This window comes from Bacteroidota bacterium (assembly GCA_034723125.1).
Lineage (GTDB): Bacteria > Bacteroidota > Bacteroidia > CAILMK01 > JAAYUY01 > JAYEOP01.
Genome location: JAYEOP010000539.1, coordinates 1 through 1681 on the forward strand (window position 1 = coordinate 1; position 1681 = coordinate 1681).

General features: G+C 30.5%; 1 protein-coding gene. It reads left to right on the forward strand.

What is annotated here, in order from left to right; genetic code table 11:
• Positions 1-437: 437 nt before the first annotated feature.
• Entirely contained in the window at positions 438-1667 is a 1230-nt protein-coding gene (locus U9R42_13925) for a PAS domain-containing protein (protein MEA3497121.1), read from the forward strand.
• The last annotated feature ends 14 nt before the right edge of the window (positions 1668-1681 follow it).

Here is a 1681-nt window from a genome sequence, read left to right on the forward strand (position 1 = left end):
TGACAGCGAAGCAAATGACCACTAAATGACTATTGAAACAAATCACCAAATAAACAATTCCTCTTTGCGTTCTTTGCTTGCCCCATAAGGAAGAATGACTGTATCGGGGCGTCTTTGCGTGAAAATAGAAACAAATCAGTCGGCAGTCAAGAATAGTCCACAGTCTTCAGTCAACAGTCAAATTCCAAATAAACAAATCAACAAATCACCGAATAAACAACTTAATGACAATTAAATGACAGCGAAGCAAATGACCACTAAATGACTATTGAAACAAATCACCAAATAAACAATTCCTCTTTGCGTTCTTTGCTTGCCCCATAAGGAAGAATGACTGTATCGGGGCGTCTTTGCGTGAAAATACAAACAATTCCAAAAGATTTTTAAATCTGCGGCTAATTTTATTATACTTTTGTTCCAACAAAAAAACATAATATATGTCTGAAAATTCAAAAAACAACGAAAAAAAACTTGAAGATTTACTTGCATTTTCTATTGGAATAATGGAAGGCAAAAAAGGTCTATTGCTAATTAAGAAATATGAGAATGCTATTGAGAACGTTACTCCTTTTGATATGGTGAAGCTTGTTGATAAGCAAATCCAAATGGGAATTAGCCCTAAGGATATAAAACAAGATGTTAATAAAGTGATTAATATTTTTTATGATAATTTAAATAATTACGATTGGGAAAAACCTGCAAAAGGAACTTTTTTGTACTATTTAATGCTCGAAAATGCTGCATTAAAATTTAAACTTAACATTATAAAAAAAGAAATAAGAAAAATTAAAACAGAGGAAAATACTGATTTTAATAGCCTGAAAGATACCCTGTTAACCTCATTCCAAGAATTATTAGAGTTTGAAAACCACTATATTAAAAAAGAAAATATTTTATTTCCGTATATTGAAGAAAAAGTTGAATACTATAGATGCATTAAGGTAATGTGGTCGATACATGATGATATTAGGAAAAAGCTAAAAGAAGTAATATCCATTCTTGCATCAAAAGATTCTAGTTGGGAAATGTTTAACAAAGCAATGGGAGCATATTTTTTTCTTGCATTCGGGATGATTCAAAAAGAAGACCTGATAATTTATCCTGTTATAAATTCAATTTTTGATGATGTTGAACAAGCAAAAATGCAAAAGCAAAGTTTTGAATATTCTTTTCCCTTTATAGAAACTCCACCTAAATCAACTAAAGCAGAAGGCAAAGAAGAAAAAACATCATTTATATCTCAATCAGAAGGTGAATTAAAGTTTAAATCGGAAACAGGAGAACTTAACATTGAGCAAATTTTCTTACTTTTAAATAACTTACCTGTTGACATTACCTTTGTTGATGAAAATAATAAAGTGAAATTCTTTTCAAAACCCAAGGACAGATTTTTCCCTCGTTCTCCTGCAATTATAGGTAGAGAAGTTAAAAACTGCCATCCTCCTGAAAGCGTTCACATTGTTGAAAAAATTATTAATACTTTTAGAAAAGGAGAAAAAGATAGTGCAAAATTCTGGATACAACTGAAAGGAAAATTTATTCTCATTCAATATTTTGCTTTACGAAATGATAAAAATGAATACAAAGGAGTTATTGAGGTAAGTCAGGATGTAAGTGATATTAGAACTCTTGAAGGTGAGCAACGACTATTGGAATGGGGAAAATGAAGAATAAGAAGTCA